This window comes from Methylorubrum rhodinum, from assembly GCF_014199935.1.
In the GTDB taxonomy this organism is placed as follows: Bacteria; Pseudomonadota; Alphaproteobacteria; order Rhizobiales; family Beijerinckiaceae; genus Methylobacterium; species Methylobacterium rhodinum.
Window position 1 is genome coordinate 87,379 of sequence record NZ_JACHOP010000011.1, and the last position, 19,569, is coordinate 106,947.

The window sequence follows — 19,569 nt, forward strand, 5'->3', positions numbered from 1 at the left end:
AGCCATCGGCGGGTCGCCTTCCGCGACCCGCCCGCACCGATCCGGCGCCCGTTGCGCCGGATGAACGAAGAACGACCCGACGACCCGCCGCGGCGGCCGGCCCCACCCCGGACCCGCAACGGGGACGGCTGACCAAAAATCCAAGAGGAGCGCGCGAAGGACATGCCCGAGACGCTGATCAAGGTCGATCTCACGCAATCGGCCTACGACAACGACATGGTGCACAATCGCTGGCACCCCGACATCCCGATGGTCGCGACCGTCAAGCCCGGCGACGACTTCATCGTCGAGACCTACGACTGGACCGGCGGCTTCATCAAGAACAACGATTCCGCCGACGACGTGCGCGACATCGACCTGTCGATCGTCCACTTCCTGTCGGGCCCGATCGGCGTCGAGGGCGCCGAGCCCGGCGACCTCCTCGTGGTCGATCTCCTCGACATCGGCGCGAAGCCCGAATCGCAGTGGGGCTTCAACGGCTTCTTCTCGAAGAACAACGGCGGCGGCTTCCTCGACGAGCACTTCCCCCAGGCGCAGAAATCGATCTGGGACTTCGAGGGCATGTTCACCAAGTCGCGCCACGTGCCCGGCGTACGCTTCCCCGGCCTGATCCATCCGGGCCTGATCGGCTGCCTGCCCGATCCGAAGATGCTGGAGACGTGGAACACCCGCGAGAAGGCGCTGTTCGACACCAACCCGGAGCGGGTGCCGGCGCTCGCCACGCTGCCCTTCGGCCCGACGGCGCATATGGGCCGGCTGAAGGGCGAGGCGAAGGACGCCGCGGCGGCCACCGGCGCCCGCACGGTGCCGGGGCGCGAGCACGGCGGCAATTGCGACATCAAGGACCTGTCGCGCGGCTCGAAAATCTACTTCCCGGTCTACGTGCCGGGCGCGGGCCTCTCCATGGGCGACCTGCATTTCAGCCAGGGCGACGGCGAGATCACCTTCTGCGGCGCCATCGAGATGGCCGGCTGGGTCCATCTCAAGGTGAGCCTGATCAAGGACGGCATGGCCAAGTACGGGATCCGGAACCCGATCTTCAAGCCGTCGCCGGTCACGCCGAAATACGACGACCACCTGATCTTCGAGGGCGTGTCCGTCGACGAATACGGCAAGCAGCACTACCTCGACGTGACGGTCGCGTATCGCCAAGCGTGCTTGAACGCCATCGAGTATCTCAAAAAGTTCGGATATTCGGGGGCGCAGGCCTACTCGATCCTCGGCACCGCCCCGGTCCAGGGCCACATCTCCGGCGTCGTGGATATCCCGAACGCCTGCGCGACCCTCTGGATTCCGACCGGCATCTTCGACTTCGACATCAACCCGTCCGCGGCCGGGCCGACGAAGTTTTTGGACGGCTCGATCCAGATGCCGCTCTCGCCGGACCTTTGATTGTCTTGGTTTGCCGCGCTCTCCGGGCGGCAAACCGCACACACTTTGCCTGAGAGCGCTTCAGATGCCGGTCTACGACTATTCCTGCGAGGCTTGCGGGCCGTTCACGGTGCTTCGCCCGATGGCGCAGTTCAAGGACCCGCACGACTGTCCGGATTGCGGCGGGGCATGCCAGCGCGCCTTCCTCACCGCCCCGCGCATCGCCGGCATGGATGCGGGACTCAAGGCCGCGCATGCCACCAACGAGCGCAGCCGCCACGAACCGCGGCGCTCCGGCAGCCACGGCGCGGGCTGCGGCTGTTGCTCGCCCAAAAAGAAGGCCTCCGCCCCCGCGGCGGCCAAGAGCTTCCCGAACGCTCGGCCCTGGATGATCAGCCACTAGGATCGGACCGGAGCCACCGAGGCGGCCGGAGTCATCCGGCCGCCTCAAGCGGCGAGGCCGAAACGGCCCGCCGCATGCATTCGGGAGGGAGCCTTCGAACGAAACCGCTCCGCGAGGGAGCCGCCGACCGATCACGACAAGCGGGGAATCACCCCGTGGTGACCGGCCGGCGCAGAGCACGGGTTGGGGATCGACAATGCGCAACGCGACGAGACGAGCACGACGACACCGCCGAGGCCTTTCCGCCTCCGCCCTCCTGGCCGCGGGGCTCGCCCTCGGTGGGCCGGGCGCGCAGGCGCAGCAGGCCTCGCCCGTGGGTCAGTTCAACGACCAGACCCAGCCGCGCACCGATCCCGCCATCGCCGCCAAGCCCACGGACCCCGTCCGCGTCGGACCGCTCGCCCCCTGGGCCACCGACATGGCCGCCCGCGGGCTCACCTTCGACATCAACATCTACGACTTCTACCAAGCCAACCCCACCGCCGGCCTGCGCCGCGGCGAGCAATCGAACTCGGCCTACTTCGTCCTCTCGATGAACGCCGACATGCAGCGGCTCGCCAACATCGCGGGCGGCACGATCAAGTTCACCCAGACCTTCTTCGGCCTCGTGCGCAACCTCAACATGGCCGCCGACATCGGCGACACCACGGTCGGCTACCAGCCGCCCTACACCCCCAACAACAACCGCCTGTCGCTGCTCACCTACGAGCAGAAGCTCCTCGACGACCGCCTCGTGGTCGAGCTCGGCCGCACCCACCCGGACCGGTACTACGGCCTGCCGCCCTGCAACTCGATCAATTCCTGCTTCCAGGACCTGTTCTACTTCAACGCCGGCTTCACCTCGCCGCTGTTCGCGGTCTGGGGCGCCAACGTCGCCTACCAGATGTCGCCGACGAGCTACATCCAGGCCGGCGCCTTCACGGTGAACCCCAACACCAACGTCCTGTCGGGCTACGACTGGGGCTACGAGCGCATCTCCGGGGCGCTGGTCATGACCGAGATCGGCACCAAGACCACCTACGCCACCCATGCCTATCCCGGTCGCGTCTCGCTCACCGGCTTCGTCAACACCGCCGACCACGACGACAACTTCAAGACCGTGTTCGGCACATCGAAGGGCCTCAACCCCGGCGATCCGGTGCTGCAGAAGTCCGGCACCTCGGGCGTCGTGCTCACCGGCACCCAGACGGTGTGGCGGGCCGATGCCGGGCTGATCACCAAGGGCGACGTGAACCTGCACCCCACCGCGATCTCGCTCTACACCGGCACCGGCTACGCCTTCGATCCGACGATCCCGATCCGCTTCAACTCGTTCTTCGGCGTGCTCCTGGAGGCCCCCGACCAGAGCCGGCCGAACGACACCTACGGCCTCAAGGTCAACTGGCAGCGCCTCAACGAGAACTACACCCAGTTCCTGGCGGACGCGAACTTCATCTCCGGCGGCTCCGGCGCGCCGTATTCGCGCGACAAGCTGATCTTCGAAGCCAACGCGCACCTCGACATCGGCAAGGGCGTGATCCTCGAGCCCGTTGTCCAGTACGTCGTCAACCCGAACTCGTTCTGGAACCCCTACACGGCGCGCCGCGCCAGGGACGGCTTCTACGGCGGCTTCACCCTCGTCGTGCCGCTCGGAACCCTCCTCGGCCTCGCGCCGGGCTGAAGGCTCAAGCTCAGGGCCGCGGGCAACCCGCGGCCCCTCCCCAAAACCAGTTCAGAGTGGAGGACAACGCCATGATGCACGGCGACATCTCATCGAGCCAGGACAGCGTCGGCGTGGCGGTGGTGAACTACACGATGCCCCGCCTGCACACCAAGGCCGAAGTGATCGAGAACGCCAAGAAGATCGGCGACATGATCGTCGGGATGAAGGCCGGCCTGCCGGGCCTCGATCTCGTGATCTTCCCCGAATATTCGACCCACGGCATCATGTACGACGCCGCCGAGATGTACGAGACCGCCGCCAGCATCCCCGGCGCGGAGACCGAAATCTTTGCGGATGCCTGCCGCAAGGCGAAAGTCTGGGGTGTGTTCTCGCTCACGGGTGAGCGGCACGAGGAGCATCCCCACAAGGCGCCCTACAACACCCTCATCCTGATGAACGACCAGGGCGAGATCGTCCAGAAATACCGCAAGATCATGCCCTGGACCCCGATCGAGGGCTGGTATCCGGGTGATCGCACCTACGTCTCGGACGGGCCCAAGGGCCTCAAGATCAGCCTCATCATCTGCGACGACGGCAACTATCCCGAGATCTGGCGCGACTGCGCCATGCGCGGCGCCGAACTCATCATCCGCTGCCAGGGCTACATGTACCCGGCCAAAGAGCAGCAGGTGCTGATCTCGAAGGCGATGGCGTTCGCCAACAACACCTACGTCGCGGTCGCGAACGCCGCGGGCTTCGACGGCGTCTACTCGTATTTCGGCCACTCGGCGATCATCGGCTTCGACGGGCGCACGCTCGGCGAATGCGGCGAGGAGCCGATGGGCATCCAGTACGCGGCGCTGTCGAAGTTCCTGATCCGCGACTTCCGCGCCCACGGCCAGTCGGAGAACCACCTCTTCAAGCTGCTGCACCGCGGCTATACCGGCATGATCAACTCGAAGGAGAACCGGCACGGGATGTCGGAATGCCCCTACGACTTCTACCGCCGCTGGATCGAGGATCCCGACGCCACCCGCGACGCCGTGCGCGCCATCACCCGCTCCAGCGTCGGCACCGAGGAATGCCCGATCGAGGGCATTCCCTTCGTCGGCAAGGGCGAGGGTCCGCCCGACCCGCGGTGAGCGAGACCGCCGCCGGGACGGCCGAGCGGGTCGCCGGCCCTTCCGCGGAAGGGCCGCGGGTCAGGACGCGATGGACGTCCCGATCACTTCTGCAAGACTTTCGTGACCGCGGCATCTCGCTTGATGTCCGCGATCTCCCGGAGGCATTTTTCCTTCGATTCGAGCGATCGCGTGCTTTTGGCGAGGACGAAACCTGAATCCGTCTCAAGGCGCCAACTGTGAGCATTGTCGCCGACATTGTTCCCGTCTTGAACGATGACGAATTTCATGGCTCTGCACCCCCGATATTGAACGACTCGAAGCAAATTTCTTGCCACGCTCCCTGTCGAGGCTTTTGCGAATTTCCGGTTGTTTTCTTCTCTGTCGGACTTCTCTGAGTCGACCAAGAAAGCCAGCTTCCCCGCCTCGGCTCATAGAGCTTCGCAGTATAGCGTCGCCCCCGTGATGGCGACAAGGCGTCGACGGAGCGGAAAATTCGGGAAACACCGCTTCCGCGGAGGCAGCCGTCGGCGTTCCGGGGCCGGAGGTTGATCCCCCGCTCAAGGGGGCAACGGAGAGGGGTGAAGCCGCGGGCCGGACGTGGGGAATGCGGCTGCGCCAGGAGCGATCGACGGTGCGCGGCAAGTGTCGTTCACGACGCTTCCACTGCGCCGTCGAACCCGAACTGGCGCGGATCGGTGACCGGGAGCCTTGAGAGGACCCTCAAGGGGTCTCATCGGCCGGCAGGGCGATGAACCACTCGTGCGGTCCGGTCAGCCGGTCGATCATCGCGGGCTGCAGTTGAAAACCTTCGGGATCGTCCTCGATCAGGCCGGAGACCTGGGAGGCGTGGGCCTCCACCGCCCGGCGCTTGGCCGCGCGCTCGTCCTCGACCGAGAGGCGGCAGCCGGTCGGCGCCGGCCCGACCTCGCGCTCCGGCGGCAGGGTCCAACCCCAGACCGGGTAGGCGTGGAAGGCCGCCCCCGGCAGGTGTTTCCGGGCGAGATCGACGATGGCGGCGGAGGCCGTGTGGTCGCAATGCGGGTCGTGCTTCCACGTCACGAACACGGCGTTCGCCCCGGCTTTTTCCGCGATCCCGGCGATCCGGGCCGCGGCGTCCTCGGCTTGCGGGCCCTCGCTCGGCACGCCGCCGTCGGGCAGGCGCAGGAAGTGGACATGCTCGGCCCCGAGCCCCAACGCGGCCATGGCCGCGATCGTCTCGGATTCGCGAAGATCGCGCAGGCGATCGTGCGGAAAGGCCTTGGAGTTCGGGTGCGAGCCGCAGCCGTCGCTGACGATGACGACGCGGACCGGGCGGCCGCGCGCCAGCGCCTGCACGATCAGCCCGCCGCAGCCGAGGCTCTCGTCGTCCGGGTGGGGCGCCACCACGACGAGGCCGCCCTCCGGCACGAGGGTCTCGAAGGGGGCCACCGGCAGGGTCTTCACGGCTTCGAAAAAGGTGTCGGCGCGCATGGGCTGCTCCTTTCCTCGAACACGGTCAGTCGGCTCGCGCCGCGCGGTAGCGCGAAAACCCCTTGGCGCGCAGGTCGCAGGCCGGGCAGGTGCCGCAGCCGTAGCCCCACGGATGGCGCGCGCCGCGCTCGCCGAGATAGCAGGTGTGGCTCTCCTCGACGATGAGGTCCACCAGGGCCCGGCCGCCGAGTTCCTCGGCCAGAGCCCAGGTCTGCGCCTTGTCGAGCCACATCAGCGGCGTGTGCAGCACGAAGCGGCGCTCCATGCCGAGGTTGAGCGCGACCTGCATCGCCTTGATCGTGTCGTCGCGGCAATCGGGATAGCCCGAATAGTCGGTCTCGCACATGCCGCCGACGATGTGGCGCAGGCCCCGCCGGTAGGCGAGCGCGGCGGCGAAGGTCAGGAAGGCGAGGTTGCGCCCCGGCACGAAGGTGTTGGGCAGCCCGTCCCGCTCCAGCCTGATCTCGCTCTCGCGGGTCAGCGCCGTCTCGGAGATCTCGCCGAGCGCCCCGAGATCGAGGGTGTGGTCGCGCCCGAGCCGGCGCCACCACGCCCGGTCGCGCGCCGTCATGCCCTTGCGTAAGGCGGAGCGCCGCTCCAGCTCGACCCGGTGGCGCTGGCCGTAATCGAAGCCGAGCGTCTCGACGCGGGGAAAGCGGTCGAGCGCCCAGGCGAGGCAGGTGGCCGAATCCTGGCCGCCCGAGAACAGCACCAGGGCGCCCGAATCGCCGTCCTCCGCTGCCCTCTCGGCCATGTTCATTCGCCCTCGTATTCGGCCCAGGAGAGCGGCGTCTCGAACACGCGCACGCGCGACAGGCCGGGGATCGCGGGCTTGGCCCGATGCCAGATCCAGGCCGCGATGTGCTCGGCGGTCGGGTTCTCCAGCCCCTCGATCTCGTTGAGGCAATGGTGGTCGAGCCGCTCCAGCAGGGGCGCGAAGGCGCTCTCGATGTCGTAGAAATCGACGACCCAGCCCGTGGTCGCGTCGATTGCGCCCGAGACCGTCAGCTCGACGCGGTAGGAATGCCCGTGCATGCGGTGGCAGCGATGCGTGACGGGCACGTTGGGCAGGCGGTGCGCCGCCTCGAAGGTGAAGGCCTGGGTGATCTTCATGGGCGTCTCAGCCGGCCCATGGGCCGGCATCGGGTTGGCGGGAGTGGGGCTCTGATGGGCCGATATGTCACCGAACCCGCCGGAATGCACGCGGGGCCCGGGTCAGGCCGAGGCAGCGAGATCGGGCAAAGGGAGAAACCGATACCGCGACAGGGCCCCTTCTCACCCTCGCCCGTCATTCCGGGGCCGCGCAGCGGAACCCGGCCCCGAAGGGGCGCGCCGAAGGCGTGCAATCCACCCGTGATGCATGGTGCTCGGCCGAAGTCGAACCGTCGCGGCCAGCCGTGGATTCCGGGTTCGCCTTCGGCGCCCCGGAATGACGGCGGAGGTTCGAGATCGCGTCGTTGGCCCTGCAACCCGAGGCCGATATCCTCTGGTCCGTGCCTGATCCTCAGGAACCGGCACACGCACTGACCGGTTCGTGAAGCTTCCGAGGCCCGCGGGCCCAATCCCCAAAAACGTCAAGCGCAGCGGCTGGAAGGCCCGGAGCCCTCATGAGCGGAACCGCACTGATCGCTGGCGTCAGCGGCATCGTCGGCAACAACCTCGCCCGCCATCTCGTAGCTACGGGCTTCACGGTCCACGGCCTCGCCCGGCGTCCGCCCACCGACATCGATGGCGTCGCGCCGGTGGCGGCCGACCTGCTCGATCCGGAGAGCCTGCGGGCGGCGCTGGCCGAGCTGCGGCCTGCCTACGTCTTCATCACCACCTGGCTGCGCCAGGAAACGGAGGCCGAGAACATCCGGGTCAACGCCGCGATGGTGCGCAACCTCCTCGACGCGGTGCGGCCCGCCGGCTCCGTCCGCCACGTCGCCCTGGTGACGGGCCTCAAGCACTATCTCGGACCCTTCGAGGCCTACGGGAAGGGCATGCTGCCGGCCACGCCCTTCCGCGAGGAGCAGGGCCGGCTCGACATCGAGAACTTTTATTACGCGCAAGAGGACGAGGTGTTCGCCGCTGCGGAACGGCAAAAGTTCGGCTGGAGCGTGCATCGCCCGCACACGATCATCGGCTACGCGCTCGGCAACGCCATGAACATGGGCGTGACGCTGGCGGCCTACGCCACGCTCTGCCGCGAGACCGGGCGGCCGTTCCGCTTCCCCGGCTCGGCGGCGCAGTGGAGCGGGCTCACCGACATGACCGACGCGCGGCTGCTCGCCCGGCATCTCACCTGGGCGGCCACGACGCCCGAGGCTCGCAACGAGGCCTTCAACGTCGTCAACGGCGACGTCTTCCGCTGGAGCTGGATGTGGGGGCGGCTCGCGGCGTGGTTCGGCCTGGAGGCGGCGCCCTTCGATGGGGAGCCCAACCCGCTGGAATCGCAGATGGCGGGTGCCGGCCCGCTCTGGGCCGAGATCGCGGACCGGCACGGCCTGATCGAGCCCGACCTCGCCCGCGTCGCCTCGGCGTGGCACACCGACGCCGATCTCGGCCGGCCGATCGAGGTGGTGACCGACATGAGCAAGAGCCGCCGCCTCGGCTTCCTCGACTATCAGGCGACGGACGACGCGTTCTTCGACTTGTTCGCGCGGCTGCGGGCCGCGCGCGTCATCCCGTGATTATCAAGGAATCCCGATGATCTTGTGCGTCTGGAGCGACAACCGCCAGCGCGCATCCGCCCGGCAATAGGCCACCGCGGCGGCGGTGTTGGCGGCGGCGTCGGGTCCGTCCATCGGCTGGAGGAAGCGGTGGCGGAAGGGCAACTCCGCGAATCTGTCCGGCGGCGCCTCGGCTTGCGGGAAGACGAGCTTGAGTTCGTGGCCCGAGGTCTGCGCCAGCGCATTTCCGGCCTTCGGGCTCACGCAGATCCAGTCGATGCCGGGCGGGGCGGGCAGCGTGCCGTTGGTCTCCACCGCCACTTCGAAGTTTTGGGCGTGGACGGCCTCGATCAGCGCGGCGTCGAGTTGCAGCAGCGGCTCGCCGCCGGTGAAGACGACGTAGCGGTTCGCTTCGCCGCCTTCCCAAGTGGCCGCGATGGCCTCACTCAGGGCCGCGGCATCGGAAAAACGTCCGCCGCCCTCGCCGTCCATCCCGATGAAATCGGTGTCGCAGAAGGTGCAGGCCGCTTCGGCCCGGTCCTCCTCGCGGCCGGACCAGAGATTGCAGCCGGCGAATCGGCAGAACACCGCCGCGCGCCCGGCCTGGGCGCCCTCGCCCTGGAGGGTGTGGAACAGTTCCTTGACCGCGTAGGACATCGCCGACTTCGCTTGAGTGACGGCCCTGCCCATACAGGGGCGCATGGAACCGTGTCACGCCGCTCACGATTCCGCGGGCTTGAGCCCGCGGGCAAGCTTATCCGTTGGGAATCCGGCGGTTTCTGCCATGCTCTCGCCACGGAGGGCACGTTGATGATCCCGTGAATCCTCGCGCCGGACCCGATCGACGCCGCCCGACGGGCGGAGCGATGCCCGGCGCCTCTCCGAAAAACCCTTCCCGTCACCCTTGCCCGAGATGAACCCGATGGTGAACCGAGTCTGGGGACGCCTGATCGCACCGCTCGCCGCTCTGGCCGCGCTCGCGGGCCCGGCGGCGGCGGTGACGACGCCGATCCTCGTGGTCGAGGCCGAGTCCGGCAAGGTGCTCTACAGCCAGGGCGCGACCGATCCCTGGTATCCGGCCTCCATCACCAAGCTGATGACGACCTATGTCGCCCTCGACATGGCGCGCCGCGGCAAGGTCTCCCTCGACACGCTGCTCACCGTCACCCCCGAGGCCGCGGCCGAGCCGCCCTCGAAGATGGGCTTCAAGCCCGGCACCCAGATCACCCTGGAGAACGCCCTCAAGATCATCATGGTCAAGTCGGCCAACGACGTGTCGTGGACGATCGCGGAAGGCCTCGGCGGCTCGGTCGAGGGCTTCGCCGACATGATGAACGAGACCGCGCACCGGATCGGCATGCGCGAGAGCCGCTGGTACAACCCCAACGGCCTGCCCGAGCCGCGGCAATGGACCACCGCCCGCGACATGGCGATCCTGGCGCGTGCCCTGATGCGCGACTTCCCCGACCAGCAAGGGCTCTTCTCGATCTCGGCGATCCAGTTCGGCAAGGCCGTGATGGCCAACCACAACGGCCTGCTCGGGCGCTATCCCGGTGCCGACGGGATGAAGACCGGCTTCATCTGCTCGGGCGGCTTCAACGTGGTGGCGAGCGCGACCCGCGGGGGCCGGCGCATCATCACCGTGGTGATGGGCCAGCCGAGCGCCCGCGAGCGCGACATCAAGGCCGCCGACCTGTTCGATTACGGCTTCGGCCAGTCCGCGGGCTGGACCGCGCAGACGCTGGAGACCCTGCCGCCCTCGAACCTCGCCGGCCCGCCGGACCTGCGGCCCTACATCTGCGACAAGCGCAAGCCCTTGCCCGTCGACGAGGGGCCGGGCGCGCTGACCGCGGGCGCCGACGCCACCGCCACGCAGCTGTTCGGCTCGGCCACCGCCGACACCTCGAACCTCGCCTTCGCGGCGCTCAGCGCGGCCAATGTCCGCGGGCGCGCCCTGCCCCCGCGCGCCCCGCTCCAGCCCGTCGCCGTCTGGACCGGCCGCAGCCCGGCCGAGGGCGCCGCGGCGCTCGCTCAGGCCGAGCAGGAGGCCCAGGCCTCCAAGGAAGCCGCTCACACCGCCAAGTTGGAGGCCGCCCGGCAGAAGCGCGAGGAAGCCAAGGCGGCCCAGAAGGCTGCTCAAGCCGCGAAGGCCGAGGCCAACAAGCAGGCCGCCGCCGAAAAGGCCGCCAAGGCCCGGGCCGCCGCCGTGACCGCGCCGAAGCCCGCCGCCAAGGACAAGGTCCCGGCTGCTGCCAGCGCCTACACCGCTGCGGAAGCGCCGAAGCCGGCGCACAAGCCCGCCGAGAAGCCGGCGGCGAAGAAGGCCGAAGCGAAGCCCGCCGCCAAGAAGACCGAGGCCAAGCCGGCGGCGAAGAAGGCCAAGGGCAAGGACGACGACGCTTAAGAGTCGTCAACATCGGCTCAGTAGCACTCGCCTCCATCGATGCGGGCACTCTCCTCCCCCTTGCGGGGAGGAGGTAGGAGGTGGGGGTGGTGCCGGATGAGGCTCGGCGCTCCATCCTGCCCCCCACCCCGAACCCCTCCCCGCAAGGGGGAGGGGACACGCGCCTCTTGCGTACTGGGCAACGAGACAAGACCTCCGTGTCGATCGCCCCTCGCTTAAAACCGGCCCGACCGATGTCCACCGCCCCCCGCCTCCCGGCCCCGATCCCGCTCACCGTCCTCACCGGCTTCCTCGGGGCCGGCAAGACCACCCTGCTCAACCGGTGGCTCACCGATCCGGCGCTCGCCGACACGGTGGTGATCGTCAACGAGTTCGGCGAGATCGGGCTCGACCACCTGCTGATCGAGACGGTCGACGACGGGATGATCCTCCTCGGCGCCGGCTGCCTGTGCTGCACCGTGCGCGGCGACCTCATCAACACGCTCGAAGACCTGCTGCGAAGGCGCGACAACGGCCGGATCCATCCATTCCGCCGGGTCGTGATCGAGACCACGGGGCTGGCCGACCCCGCCCCGATCCTACACGCGCTGATCTATCACCCCTACCTGTCGCTGCGCTTCCAGCTCCAGGGCGTCGTCACGGTGATCGACGCGGTCAACGGCCAGAACACCCTCGACGCACACCAAGAGGCCCGGCGGCAGGCGGCGGTGGCCGACCATCTCGTGCTGACCAAATCCGACCTGCCCAGTGCGGCGCCCGAGGCGCTTGCGGCCCGGCTCGCCGCCCTCAATCCGGGCGCGTCGCTCCACGGGCCGGAGGGGCCGGCGGAGCGCCTGCTCGGCGGCCTGTTCGGGCTCGACGGCAAGGGCGAGGACGTGCGGGCGTGGCTCGGGCCGGCGCCGGAGCATGACCACGGGCACGATCATGGTCATGACCATCACGGCCATGGGCATCGTCATGCCCACGACGTGAACCGGCACGACGCCGCGATCCGCGCCTTCCACCTCACCAGTGACGTGCCGGTGCCGCGCCCGGCCTTCGAGATGTTCCTCGATCTCGTCCGCTCGGCGCACGGGCCGAAACTCCTGCGCCTGAAGGGCCTCGTGGCATTGGCCGACGATCCCGAGCGACCGGTCGTGGTGCACGGCGTGCAGCACGTCGTCCACGCGCCCACGACGCTGCCGGCCTGGCCCGACGCCGACCGGCGCTCGCGGCTGGTGATGATCGTCCACGACCTCGACCCGGACTTCGTGCGCCGGATCTGGGATGCGTTCCTGGGTAAACCCGCCATCGACACGCCGGACCGGGCGGCGCTCACGGACAATCCGCTGGCGATCCCGGGGGGCTAACCCAAGGGCTCTGCCCTTGACCCGCGAAAGGGATGATCCCTTTCGAAACCCGAAATCATTCGTCTTCGCCGAATTTGTCGGCGAGCAGCGCCTCGATCGCGTCGAGGGCGGCTTCGGCGTCGTCGCCCAGCGCGACGACCGCGATGGTGGTGCCCTTGGCCGCGCCCAGCGTCAGCAGGCCCATGATCGAGCGGCCCCCGACCGTCTCGCCCGCACGGGTCACGGTGACGGCGGCCCCGTACCGCTCCACCGTCTGCACGAACTTGGCCGAGGCGCGGGCGTGCAGGCCGCGGCGGTTGATGATCGGCAGGATGCGGCAGAGCCCGCCCTCCGGAATCTCGGGCTCCGGCTCGATCTCGCCGTCCACGCTCTCGCTCATCGGGCTTCACGCTCCTCCCGGATGGGGAGAGAGTGGTTAAGCCGGCTCTCGGGCGAAGGGAAGGCGCGGGACGGGCGGAATCGGGCTACTTGCCCGCAAGAACCCGCGAGGCGACGTTGATGTACTTGCGCCCCGCCTCCTGGGCGTGGAGCACCGCGTCGCCCAGGCTCTCGGCGTCGCGCACGCTGGCGAGCTTGATCAGCATCGGCAGGTTGATCCCGGCGACCACCTCGACCTCGCCGCCGTTCATGCACGACAGCGCGAGATTCGAGGGCGTGCCGCCGAACATGTCGGTGAGCACGACCACCCCCGCGCCGGTGTTGACGCGGCAGACCGCATTCATGATGTCGCCGCGGCGCAGCTCCATGTCGTCCTCGGGGCCGATCGTGATCGTCTCGATCTGCCGCTGAGGGCCGACGACGTGCTCCAGGGCGGCCTTGAACTCGGTCGCCAACAGGCCGTGGGTGACGAGCACCATTCCAATCATCGAAGCGTATTCCGACGCCCTGTGAGCGGAGACGCCATCTTGTGCAGCGCAAGGTGAAGCGCAACCCGATCGCGGCGATTTGCTCGATGCGATGCGCCACCATGCCATGATGGCAACACCCGCGCTACACGGAGCAGGGCCCGCCGGGCACGAGAGCGGCGGGGTGCGTCCGAACGGCCACGCTGGCATCGAGCGCCTCGCGAATCAGGTATTCCCTCGGCTGACCCGGTGCAAGGGAGAGGCGCGGCAGCTCCACCCCGAGGAGACGCTCGGTCGCGGGCCGCTCCGCCGGCAGGCGCTCGGCCGTTTCGATGAGATCGACCACGAGGCGCAGGACCGTCGCCTCCGCATGGGCCACGAGCCGCCGGAGGCCGTGGCCGCGGATCTCGATCAGCCCCATGAGCGTCGGATGCGGCCGGGCGACGAGGCGTCCGTGATGGGCCTCCAGCCGGATGCGGTCGTCGCCGACGAGGCGGGCGTGGCGACCCTCCAGCCCGGCGCGGTCGAGCAGCGCGAGGCACAGCGAGGATTTCCCCGAGCCCGGCGGCCCCCGCACCAGGACGCCAGCCTCGCCGAGGAGGACGCAGCTCGCATGGACGGTGGTCGATGCGCCGTCGTCGCTCACGCCGCGAGGTCGTCGCCGAAGCGGTCGGCGCGGGGCGCCACCGGCAGGCGCACGGTGAAGCGGGCGCCGCGCACGGTCGGATGGCCCTCCTCGTCGGCGGGGCCGGGGCGGTTCTCGGCCCGGATCGTGCCGTGATGCGCCTGGATGATCTGGCGCGAGATCGACAGGCCGAGCCCGGAATTCTGCCCGAACCCCTGCTCGGGCCGGTCGGTGTAGAAGCGCTCGAAGATGCGCTCCAGGGCGTGCTCGGGGATGCCCGGCCCCTCGTCCTCGACGATGAACTCGACCTCGGTCTTGAGACGCCGCAGGGCGACGCGCACCTGGGCGCCGGGCGGCGAGAACGAGCGGGCGTTGTCGAGCAGGTTGTTGACCACCTGACCGAGCCGGCTGTCGTGGCCGATGATGCGGAACGGGTCCTCCACGTCGCCCGGCGGGCGCTCGATGTCGAACCGGATCAGCGCCGCCTTGGCGCGCCGCCGCTCGTTGGCGACCGAGGTCACGGTGGTGAGCAGCTTGCCGAGATCGACGCGCCGCGCCTCGGCGCGGGCGAGTTCGGCGTCGAGGCGCGAGGCGTCGGCGATGTCGGAGATCAGCCGGTCGAGGCGCTTCACGTCGTGCTGGATGATCTGCATCAGCCGCCCGCGCGACTCGTCGGTCTTGGCGAGCGGCAGGGTCTCGACCGCGCTGCGCAGGCTGGTCAGCGGGTTCTTCAGCTCGTGGCTGACGTCGGCGGCAAAACTCTCGATGGCGTCGAGCCGGCGGTAGAGCGCCTGGGTCATGTCGCGCAGCGCGCCCGAGAGATGGCCGATCTCGTCGGTGCGGTTGGTGAAGTCGGGAATCTCCTGCCGCGACTTGATGCCCCGGCGCACCCGCTCGGCGGCGTCGGCCAGACGCCGGACCGGGCCGGCGATGGCGCCCGCGAGCAGGATCGACAGCACCAGCATGACGGCGGCGGCGACGAGGAAGACCTGCAGCAGGCCGAACCGCTCGGAGGCGATGACCCGGTCGATGTCGCCCCCTTGCGTCGAGACCATCAGGACGCCGCGCACCGATCCCGCGCGCTGGATCGGCACGGCGACCGAGACGATGGTCTCGCCGCGCTCGTTGCGCCGGGCGATGGTGCCGCGCGCGCCCGCGAGCGCCGCCTGGACCTCGCGGAAGCCGCGCCCGTCCTGCGGGCCGGCGTCCTGGCCGACATCCCCTTGGCTCGACCGCTCGCTGACCACGAGGCCGAGGATGCGGGTGCCGACGAAGTCCCAGATCCGCTCCAGCACGTTGGGCTTCGGCGGACGCACGGCATTGTCCGGACGGCCGATCTCGCCGCGGGGAAACAGCGAGCGGGTGTCGAACAGGAGGCTGCCCTCGCGGTCGTAGACGCGGGCGCGGTTGCCGGTCGGCGTCACGAGGCGTCGCAGAAGCGGCGCGACTTTTTCCGGATTGAGCGAGAAGGCGAGCGAAGACGGGTCGTCGTCGATGTCCTTGCCCTCGCCGGCCTGCTGCTGCAGCAGCTTGTCGGGATCGACCCGGATCGTGTCGGTGTCGACCGAGGCCTGGGCCGCGATGGCGCCCGCGATGATGTCGCCCTGGATCAGCAGGCTCTGCACGCGGGCCTGGATCAGCCCCTGGCGGAACTGGTTCAGGTAGAGGAAGCCGAACAGCAGGACGATCAGCCCGACGAGGTTGAGCACCACGATGCGGCGCGTCAGGCTGGAAGAGGCGCGCTGGCCCACCGCGTTCCACAGGTCGCGCGGCCAGGTTAGGGGCGGGCGCGCGATGGATTCGAGCAGCCGCGCCAAGGCGCCACGGACGCCGCCGCGGCGGGCGCCGTCCTTCGGGTCGGGAGAGGGGAACAGGGGGGCGAGCATCCGCGGATCGGCCTTCGGGCTGGTGCGGAGTCTCAACCTTCCTTGAAGCGGTAGCCGACGCCGTAGAGCGTCTCGATCATGTCGAAGCTCTGGTCGGTCACCTTGAACTTCTTGCGCAGCCGCTTGATGTGGCTGTCGATGGTGCGGTCGTCGACATAGACCTGATCGTCGTAGGCCGCGTCCATCAGGGCGTTGCGGCTCTTCACGACGCCGGGGCGCTGGGCCAGCGCCTGGAGGATCAGGAACTCGGTGACGGTCAGCGTCACCGGCTCGCCCTTCCACGTGCAGGTGTGGCGCTCGGGGTCCATCATCAGCTGGCCGCGCTCCAGCGAGCGGGCGGCGGCGTCCGCCTCGCTGCGCGCCGCCCCGCCCGGCGTGGCGTCCTTCGGGGCGAAGCGGCGCAGCACCGCCTTGACCCGCTCGACCAGCAGGCGCTGCGAGAACGGCTTATGGATGAAGTCGTCCGCGCCCATCTTCAGGCCGAACAACTCGTCGATCTCCTCGTCCTTCGAGGTGAGGAAGATCACCGGAAGGTCTGATTTCTGCCGCAGGCGCCTGAGAAGCTCCATCCCGTCCATGCGCGGCATCTTGATGTCGAAGATCGCGAGATCGGGCGGGGAATGGCGCAGGCCGTCGAGCGCCGAGGCGCCGTCGGTATAGGTCTGGATGCGATACCCCTCGGTCTCCAGCGCGATCGAGACGGAGGTCAGGATGTTGCGGTCGTCGTCGACGAGGGCGATGGTCGGCATGCAGAATTCCTGACTGGACGGCGCGGCGCCGCTCTCCCGAAGGATCGCGTCGGCGCGGCCTGCACCCGCCGCCGGGGCGGTGACGACGCCCCGCGGTGGGTCTCGTCCTTTACGACCATCGTTCGAAAAAAGCGAGCGGCTGTCTAAGCTTGGCCGTAACAGGCCGGTTCATCCGCCCGCCTCGTCCGGCAGGATGCCGCACCCGATGGGCCGCCTCCCGCCCTCGTGCGGGGCGACGGCTGCGGGCTATGCTCGGGCCCGAACTGGGGCCGACAATCCTCGGCGTCCGAGACGATCTTTGTCGTCCGAGAGGGAGTTTTTCATGAACGACGACGCGACGCCGCCGATTCCAGAGCGGCGCGGCCCGGCCGAGCCGTTGCCCGCGGCGCAGGCGCCCTTCGACGCGATCGGGCTGGCCCGCCAACTCCTGCGCGGCGTGCGCGCGGGTGCGCTCGCCACGATCGATTCGGGCGACGGCACCCCCTTCGCCTCGCTCGTCACCATCGCGACCGACCACGACGGCACGCCCCTGATGCTGATGTCGCGGCTCTCGGCGCATACGCGCAACCTCGACCGGGACCCGCGCTGCTCGCTGCTGTTCTCCGTCGGCGGCAAGGGCGACCCGCTGGCCCATCCGCGCCTGACGGTGACGGGCCGCGCCGCCCGCACCGACGAGCCGCGTATCCGCGAGCGGTTTCTCGCCCGCCATCCGAAGGCCAAGCTCTACGCCGACTTCCCCGATTTCGGCTTCTTCGCCCTCGACCCTTCGGCGGGCCATCTCAACGGGGGCTTCGCCAAGGCCGCGACGCTGACGCGCGACGACCTCCTCCTCGACCTGACCGGCGCTGAAGCCGTGACCGCGGGCGAGCGCGGCGCGGTCGATCACATGAACGAGGACCATACGGACGCCCTCGCCCTCTACGCGGCTTCCGTCGGCGAGGCCGGCACCGGCTGGCGGCTGACCGGGCTCGACCCGGAGGGGCTCGACCTGCTGGCGGGCGACCGCACCGCCCGCGTCCCCTATCCCGAGCCGGTGCGCGACATGGGCTCACTTCGCAAGGCTCTGGTCGCGATGGCGAACGCGGCGCGGGCCGGCGCATCGTCCTGAGTTCTCAGGTCGATGCGCCGGGTTCTTGTGCCGCATCGGCTTTTTCCGAAAGCCGGCGGCCGCCCTTCGGGCCGATGCTCGGAGGCTACCGGCTCCTGAGGATCAGCCGGTCGCCGCGCACCTCATAGGAGGGCAGGCGCGTCAGAAAGCTCTGGCCGAGCAGGTTGCCGGTGAGCGCGCCGGGCCGGCTCACCACCGCATCGACGTTGCGCTCGGTGATCGGCCCGACCCGGACCGAGTCGAGCCGGATCGGTGCGGTCATCGCGATGCCGTTGGCGGTGGAGACGCGCAGGTTGAATTCGCTCTCCGCCGGGCGGATGCCGAGCGCGGCGGCGTTCTCGGCGGTCAGCACCACGCTGCTCGCCCCCGTGTCGAAGGCGAAGCGCTGCTCGGCGCGGCCGTTCACCTCGGCAAGGACCGAAAAGTCGCCGTCGGCGCGGCGGGTGATCGTCACCTCGCCGCCGGGGCCGACCACGGCGGTGCCGGGGCGCAGCGCCCCGATCAGGTTCGCGCCCACCCGCTGCGCGTCGTCGCGATAGGCATAGGCTCCGACCGCCAGCGCCCCGAGTCCGAGCCAGATCAAGGCCGCCCGAAGGGTGTCGCCCGGCATCGCCAGCGCATGGCGCCAACGCCCGGCGGTGAGGAGCAGCAGCAGCGCCGAGAGCGAGACGAGGCCGGCGAGCTGATCGGATTCGAGCCCCATCACGGGGCCGCCGTCGTGGTTGGCGATCAGGACGACGAGGCCGATGCCGAGGATCGCGAGCCCGACCCACATCATCGCGTGAGCGCCCCACGGCCCGGATAGGCCTTGGCGAGCCGCTCGGGAAGCGTCGCCATGATGGCCTGCCGCCGCGGCTCCGGAAGCGAGCCCCACAGCCCGATCTCGTCACGAGTGCGCCCGCAGCCCTCGCACAGCCCGGTGCGCGCATCGAGCACGCAGACCTTGGTGCAGGGGGAGGACGGTTTTTGGATAGGCTGGGCGGTCATGGCCCTGGCAGATGGGGCGGAGCGGCCTCGCGAATCAAGGCCTACGCCGTCGTCGCCACCAGCGCGAGCAGCACCGCGATCTCGCCGAGTTGCTGGCAGGCGCCGACCACGTCGCCGGTCTGGCCGCCGATTTTCTGCTGCGCCAAGGCCGAGAGCGCGAAGGCGACGGAGGGCGCCAGGACGAGGCCGAGGGCGAGGCCGAGCGGCGGCAGGCCGAAGCCCGCCCCGATCAGCGCGAGAGCGAGGCAGAGGCCGGCGACGACGAGAAGCGTCGTCCGGTCCGGGCGGCCGACCGCGGCGCCCGCGCCGCCGGGGCGGGCGGGGCCGAGCCACGCGATCGGGATCAGGGCCGCGCTGCGCGAGACGGAGGCCGCGTAGAGGAGCGCCAAAGCCGCGAGCGCGCCGGAGCGGTCGAGGAGGGTGGCGAGCGTCGCCGCCCGCAGCGCCAGCCCGAGAAACAGGGCGGTGCCGCCGAAGGCGCCGATGCGGCTGTCGCGCATGATCTCCAGGCTGCGCTCGGCGCTCCGCCCGCCGCCGAAGCCGTCGGCGACGTCGGCGAGACCGTCCTCGTGCATCGCCCCGGTGACGAGGGCGAGCGCGGCGAGCGCCAGGGCCGCGGCCACGAACGGCCCGAGCCGGATCTCCCAGGCCAGGACCAGCACGAGGGCGGCGGGCAGGGCCAGCAGCAGCGCGGCGAGGGGAAGCATCCGCGGCACGGTGCGGAAATCCGGCACGCCGTAGGGCTCCGGTTCGTCGGGCAGGGCCGGGATCGGCAGGCGGGTGAAGAAGCGCAGGCAGGCGGCGAGATCGTAGACGAAGTCGGCGCCGGGAAAGGGCGGGCCGGGATCGCTGGCTCTGCGCTCCACCATGCCGGCTCCCTTCGATCGGGCGTCCGCCGCCGGGACGCCGAGCCGCCTGTACCGCGGACCCACGCGCTTCTATAGCCCTGGCGAGC

Annotated in this window: 21 protein-coding genes; 8 read left to right on the top strand and 13 right to left on the bottom strand. The window is 69.7% G+C overall.

What is annotated here, in order from left to right; genetic code table 11:
• The first annotated feature begins 162 nt into the window (after nt 1-162).
• From fmdA to HNR00_RS14030, 4 genes are all read left to right on the top strand, one after another.
• Complete coding sequence (gene fmdA / locus HNR00_RS14015; protein WP_056244808.1) at nt 163-1,392, top strand: formamidase; 1,230 nt, start codon at nt 163-165, stop codon at nt 1,390-1,392.
• A 64-nt stretch (nt 1,393-1,456) separates the two neighbouring features.
• A complete protein-coding gene (locus HNR00_RS14020) occupies nt 1,457-1,774 on the top strand; it encodes an FmdB family zinc ribbon protein (protein ID WP_183570291.1) in 318 nt (105 codons plus the stop codon).
• A gap of 196 nt (nt 1,775-1,970) precedes the next feature.
• Nucleotides 1,971-3,434, top strand: coding sequence for a carbohydrate porin (locus tag HNR00_RS14025; RefSeq protein ID WP_183570292.1), 1,464 nt, complete (start codon nt 1,971-1,973; stop codon nt 3,432-3,434).
• Between the two features lie 71 nt (nt 3,435-3,505).
• Complete coding sequence (locus tag HNR00_RS14030; RefSeq protein ID WP_183570294.1) at nt 3,506-4,558, top strand: aliphatic amidase; 1,053 nt, start codon at nt 3,506-3,508, stop codon at nt 4,556-4,558.
• An 83-nt stretch (nt 4,559-4,641) separates the two neighbouring features.
• On the opposite strand, the gene HNR00_RS14035 is transcribed toward HNR00_RS14030, so the two are convergent.
• The 4 genes from HNR00_RS14035 to queD form a co-directional block, all read right to left on the bottom strand.
• Entirely contained in the window at nt 4,642-4,827 is a 186-nt protein-coding gene (locus HNR00_RS14035; protein WP_183570296.1) for a hypothetical protein, read from the bottom strand.
• A gap of 433 nt (nt 4,828-5,260) precedes the next feature.
• Entirely contained in the window at nt 5,261-6,010 is a 750-nt protein-coding gene (locus tag HNR00_RS14040; RefSeq protein WP_183570298.1) for a PIG-L deacetylase family protein, read from the bottom strand.
• A 25-nt stretch (nt 6,011-6,035) separates the two neighbouring features.
• Entirely contained in the window at nt 6,036-6,764 is a 729-nt protein-coding gene (gene queC, locus HNR00_RS14045) for a 7-cyano-7-deazaguanine synthase QueC (RefSeq protein WP_183570300.1), read from the bottom strand.
• Nucleotides 6,765-6,766: 2 nt separating this feature from the next.
• On the bottom strand, nt 6,767-7,123 hold the full coding sequence (gene queD, locus HNR00_RS14050) for a 6-carboxytetrahydropterin synthase QueD (RefSeq protein WP_183570302.1): 357 nt from the start codon (nt 7,121-7,123) through the stop codon (nt 6,767-6,769).
• Nucleotides 7,124-7,617: 494 nt separating this feature from the next.
• On the opposite strand from queD, the gene HNR00_RS14055 reads away from it, so the two are divergent.
• Entirely contained in the window at nt 7,618-8,682 is a 1,065-nt protein-coding gene (locus HNR00_RS14055) for an SDR family oxidoreductase (RefSeq protein ID WP_183570304.1), read from the top strand.
• Between the two features lie 3 nt (nt 8,683-8,685).
• Here HNR00_RS14055 and queE read toward each other — a convergent pair whose 3' ends face one another.
• A complete protein-coding gene (gene queE / locus HNR00_RS14060; protein ID WP_183570306.1) occupies nt 8,686-9,318 on the bottom strand; it encodes a 7-carboxy-7-deazaguanine synthase in 633 nt (210 codons plus the stop codon).
• 265 nt (nt 9,319-9,583) lie between these two features.
• On the opposite strand from queE, the gene HNR00_RS14065 reads away from it, so the two are divergent.
• On the top strand, nt 9,584-11,065 hold the full coding sequence (locus HNR00_RS14065) for a D-alanyl-D-alanine carboxypeptidase family protein (protein WP_183570308.1): 1,482 nt from the start codon (nt 9,584-9,586) through the stop codon (nt 11,063-11,065).
• A gap of 233 nt (nt 11,066-11,298) precedes the next feature.
• On the top strand, nt 11,299-12,414 hold the full coding sequence (locus HNR00_RS14070; protein WP_183570310.1) for a CobW family GTP-binding protein: 1,116 nt from the start codon (nt 11,299-11,301) through the stop codon (nt 12,412-12,414).
• A gap of 55 nt (nt 12,415-12,469) precedes the next feature.
• Here the strand turns inward: HNR00_RS14070 and HNR00_RS14075 are convergent, their stop codons facing one another.
• The 5 genes from HNR00_RS14075 to HNR00_RS14095 all read right to left on the bottom strand — a co-directional run bounded on the left by HNR00_RS14075 (nt 12,470) and on the right by HNR00_RS14095 (nt 16,519).
• Nucleotides 12,470-12,793, bottom strand: a complete 324-nt coding sequence (locus tag HNR00_RS14075) for an HPr family phosphocarrier protein (protein WP_183570312.1) — start codon at nt 12,791-12,793, stop codon at nt 12,470-12,472.
• A gap of 85 nt (nt 12,794-12,878) precedes the next feature.
• On the bottom strand, nt 12,879-13,280 hold the full coding sequence (locus HNR00_RS14080) for a PTS sugar transporter subunit IIA (RefSeq protein WP_183570314.1): 402 nt from the start codon (nt 13,278-13,280) through the stop codon (nt 12,879-12,881).
• A 124-nt stretch (nt 13,281-13,404) separates the two neighbouring features.
• Entirely contained in the window at nt 13,405-13,905 is a 501-nt protein-coding gene (locus tag HNR00_RS14085; protein ID WP_183570316.1) for an HPr kinase/phosphorylase, read from the bottom strand.
• Nucleotides 13,902-15,770 (bottom strand): sensor histidine kinase, encoded by a 1,869-nt coding sequence (locus tag HNR00_RS14090; protein ID WP_183570318.1) that lies wholly within the window; start codon nt 15,768-15,770, stop codon nt 13,902-13,904. Before HNR00_RS14090 ends, HNR00_RS14085 begins: the two co-directional genes overlap by 4 nt.
• 32 nt (nt 15,771-15,802) lie before the next feature.
• Nucleotides 15,803-16,519, bottom strand: a complete 717-nt coding sequence (locus HNR00_RS14095) for a response regulator transcription factor (protein ID WP_183570320.1) — start codon at nt 16,517-16,519, stop codon at nt 15,803-15,805.
• A gap of 322 nt (nt 16,520-16,841) precedes the next feature.
• Between HNR00_RS14095 and HNR00_RS14100 the strand changes: the two genes are divergently transcribed.
• Nucleotides 16,842-17,627 (top strand): HugZ family pyridoxamine 5'-phosphate oxidase, encoded by a 786-nt coding sequence (locus tag HNR00_RS14100; RefSeq protein ID WP_183570322.1) that lies wholly within the window; start codon nt 16,842-16,844, stop codon nt 17,625-17,627.
• 85 nt (nt 17,628-17,712) lie between these two features.
• On the opposite strand, the gene HNR00_RS14105 is transcribed toward HNR00_RS14100, so the two are convergent.
• The 3 genes from HNR00_RS14105 to cobS are packed head-to-tail and all read right to left on the bottom strand — an operon-like array spanning nt 17,713 to nt 19,483.
• A complete protein-coding gene (locus tag HNR00_RS14105) occupies nt 17,713-18,405 on the bottom strand; it encodes a retropepsin-like aspartic protease family protein (RefSeq protein ID WP_183570324.1) in 693 nt (230 codons plus the stop codon).
• Nucleotides 18,402-18,614, bottom strand: a complete 213-nt coding sequence (locus tag HNR00_RS14110) for a DUF1289 domain-containing protein (protein ID WP_183570326.1) — start codon at nt 18,612-18,614, stop codon at nt 18,402-18,404. Before HNR00_RS14110 ends, HNR00_RS14105 begins: the two co-directional genes overlap by 4 nt.
• Before the next feature lie 41 nt (nt 18,615-18,655).
• The gene (gene cobS, locus HNR00_RS14115) at nt 18,656-19,483 is read right to left on the bottom strand and encodes an adenosylcobinamide-GDP ribazoletransferase (RefSeq protein WP_183570328.1); all 828 of its coding nucleotides are present in this window, start codon (nt 19,481-19,483) and stop codon (nt 18,656-18,658) included.
• Between the last annotated feature and the right edge of the window lie 86 nt (nt 19,484-19,569).

Excerpts from the sequence above, each read along its gene's own strand:
- fmdA (WP_056244808.1), top strand. The coding sequence starts at position 163 with ATGCCCGAGACGCTGATCAAGGTCGATCTCACGCAATCGGCCTACGAC.
- HNR00_RS14020 (WP_183570291.1), top strand. The coding sequence starts at position 1,457 with ATGCCGGTCTACGACTATTCCTGCGAGGCTTGCGGGCCGTTCACGGTG.
- HNR00_RS14025 (WP_183570292.1), top strand. The coding sequence starts at position 1,971 with ATGCGCAACGCGACGAGACGAGCACGACGACACCGCCGAGGCCTTTCC.
- HNR00_RS14030 (WP_183570294.1), top strand. The coding sequence starts at position 3,506 with ATGATGCACGGCGACATCTCATCGAGCCAGGACAGCGTCGGCGTGGCG.
- HNR00_RS14035 (WP_183570296.1), bottom strand. The coding sequence starts at position 4,827 with ATGAAATTCGTCATCGTTCAAGACGGGAACAATGTCGGCGACAATGCT.
- HNR00_RS14040 (WP_183570298.1), bottom strand. The coding sequence starts at position 6,010 with ATGCGCGCCGACACCTTTTTCGAAGCCGTGAAGACCCTGCCGGTGGCC.
- queC (WP_183570300.1), bottom strand. The coding sequence starts at position 6,764 with ATGGCCGAGAGGGCAGCGGAGGACGGCGATTCGGGCGCCCTGGTGCTG.
- queD (WP_183570302.1), bottom strand. The coding sequence starts at position 7,123 with ATGAAGATCACCCAGGCCTTCACCTTCGAGGCGGCGCACCGCCTGCCC.
- HNR00_RS14055 (WP_183570304.1), top strand. The coding sequence starts at position 7,618 with ATGAGCGGAACCGCACTGATCGCTGGCGTCAGCGGCATCGTCGGCAAC.
- queE (WP_183570306.1), bottom strand. The coding sequence starts at position 9,318 with ATGTCCTACGCGGTCAAGGAACTGTTCCACACCCTCCAGGGCGAGGGC.
- HNR00_RS14065 (WP_183570308.1), top strand. The coding sequence starts at position 9,584 with ATGGTGAACCGAGTCTGGGGACGCCTGATCGCACCGCTCGCCGCTCTG.
- HNR00_RS14070 (WP_183570310.1), top strand. The coding sequence starts at position 11,299 with ATGTCCACCGCCCCCCGCCTCCCGGCCCCGATCCCGCTCACCGTCCTC.
- HNR00_RS14075 (WP_183570312.1), bottom strand. The coding sequence starts at position 12,793 with ATGAGCGAGAGCGTGGACGGCGAGATCGAGCCGGAGCCCGAGATTCCG.
- HNR00_RS14080 (WP_183570314.1), bottom strand. The coding sequence starts at position 13,280 with ATGATTGGAATGGTGCTCGTCACCCACGGCCTGTTGGCGACCGAGTTC.
- HNR00_RS14090 (WP_183570318.1), bottom strand. The coding sequence starts at position 15,770 with ATGCTCGCCCCCCTGTTCCCCTCTCCCGACCCGAAGGACGGCGCCCGC.
- HNR00_RS14095 (WP_183570320.1), bottom strand. The coding sequence starts at position 16,519 with ATGCCGACCATCGCCCTCGTCGACGACGACCGCAACATCCTGACCTCC.
- HNR00_RS14100 (WP_183570322.1), top strand. The coding sequence starts at position 16,842 with ATGAACGACGACGCGACGCCGCCGATTCCAGAGCGGCGCGGCCCGGCC.
- HNR00_RS14105 (WP_183570324.1), bottom strand. The coding sequence starts at position 18,405 with ATGATGTGGGTCGGGCTCGCGATCCTCGGCATCGGCCTCGTCGTCCTG.
- HNR00_RS14110 (WP_183570326.1), bottom strand. The coding sequence starts at position 18,614 with ATGACCGCCCAGCCTATCCAAAAACCGTCCTCCCCCTGCACCAAGGTC.
- cobS (WP_183570328.1), bottom strand. The coding sequence starts at position 19,483 with ATGGTGGAGCGCAGAGCCAGCGATCCCGGCCCGCCCTTTCCCGGCGCC.